General features: G+C 42.1%; 1 protein-coding gene. It reads left to right on the top strand.

The genetic code is table 11. From position 1 onward, the window contains the following. Positions 1-1,780: DNA polymerase III subunit alpha (dnaE, locus tag ACUVJL_RS39005; RefSeq protein ID WP_445250715.1), on the top strand; the 1,780-nt coding region annotated here is incomplete at both ends.

The following is a 1,780-nucleotide window of genomic DNA, read 5'->3' as shown; positions in this document are numbered from 1 at the left end:
CCAGAAAGAGGTATTTTTGCCCGCCCCTGCATCAACAAAGAACTACTAAAACAATACTCCGAAGGTTTAATTGTTACCAGTGCTTGTTTGGGCGGCGAAGTTCCCCAAATGATTCTGCAAAACAAGCTAGATACTGCCCGTCAAGTAGCCACATGGTATAAAGAAGTATTTGGAGAAGATTACTATATAGAAATTCAAGACCACGGTTCCCAAGAAGACCGGATTGTTAATGTTGAAATCGTCAAAATTGCCCGCGAACTCAAGATTAAAATAATTGCAACAAATGATTCCCACTATATTTCCTGCAACGATGTAGAAGCACACGATGCTTTGCTGTGCATTAACACCAACAAACTGATTGAAGAAGACAAGCGGATGCGCTACAGCGGCACTGAATATCTTAAGTCTGCTGTGGAGATGGCGCAACTGTTTCGAGACCATTTGGATGATGAAACAATCAAAGAGGCGATCGACACCACTTTAGAAGTCGCAAATAAAGTATCGAGATACGAGCTGACAGGAGAAGCTCGGATTCCCACAATCCCAATTCCTCCAGAACATACAGCCGATACTTATGTAGAAGAAATATCCTGGCTGGGACTGTTAGAACGCCTCAAAGCCCGCACCAGAAATGAAATCCCCCCCGTCTACAAACAAAGGCTAGAATACGAGCTTAAAATGCTTCAGCAGATGGGCTTTTCAGAATACTTTTTAGTAGTTTGGGACTATATAAAATATGCTAGAGATAACAATATTCCCGTAGGCCCAGGACGCGGTTCTGCCGCAGGCTCTCTAGTTGCCTACGTCCTCAAAATCACCAATATAGACCCCGTACACCACGGACTACTATTCGAGCGATTTCTCAATCCCGAACGCAAATCTATGCCAGATATTGATAGCGATTTCTGCATAGAAAGACGGGACGACATGATTAAATACGTTACTGATAAATATGGTACAGACCGCGTAGCGCAAATTATTACTTTCAACAGAATGACATCAAAAGCAGTCTTGAAAGATGTTGCAAGAGTGTTAGGTATTCCCTACAAAAAAGCCGACGAAATGGCTAAATTAATTCCCGTGTCTCGGGGAAAACCGGAAAAACTAAAAGTGATGATTTCCCGTGAAACACCTGCACAGGAATTTAAAGACAACTATGAAAATACAATTTGCATCAATGAAGAAACCGGGACAGAAGTCCCAGTTCGTCAGTGGATTGACATGGCAATTCGCATTGAAGGAACCAACAAAACCTATGGCGTTCACGCGGCAGGTGTGGTAATTTCTTCAGAGCCGCTGGATGAACTGGTACCGCTGCAAAAGAATAATGAGGGTGCTGTGATTACCCAATATTTCATGGAAGATTTGGAATTTTTGGGGCTGCTGAAAATGGACTTTTTGGGATTGAAAAATTTAACAACGCTCCAGAAAACCGTTGAATATGTTAAGCAAACCCAAGATATAACCATCGATGCCGAAGCCTTGCCTTCTGATATGGAACGCAAAGCTCAAGAGACATTTACTAGAATCAAAAAGTTGCCGATTGATGTAGCCAAAACTTATAAACTTTTAGAAAAAGGAGATTTAGAAGGTATTTTTCAGTTGGAATCTTCCGGGATGCTGGATGTAGTAAAAAAAATCAAACCTTCTTGCCTGGATGATATTTCTTCTATTTTGGCACTTTACCGACCCGGCCCGCTGGATGCAGGTTTAATTCCTCAGTTTATTGACTGCAAGCACGGTAAAGCTGTTGAGTACGATCATCCGCTATTAGAGCCGA

The organism is Microcoleus sp. OTE_8_concoct_300, assembly GCF_031383065.1.
In the GTDB taxonomy this organism is placed as follows: domain Bacteria; phylum Cyanobacteriota; class Cyanobacteriia; order Cyanobacteriales; family Microcoleaceae; genus Microcoleus.
Note: the sequence above shows the minus strand (reverse complement) of the source record. Positions and strands in the feature narration are given on the sequence as shown.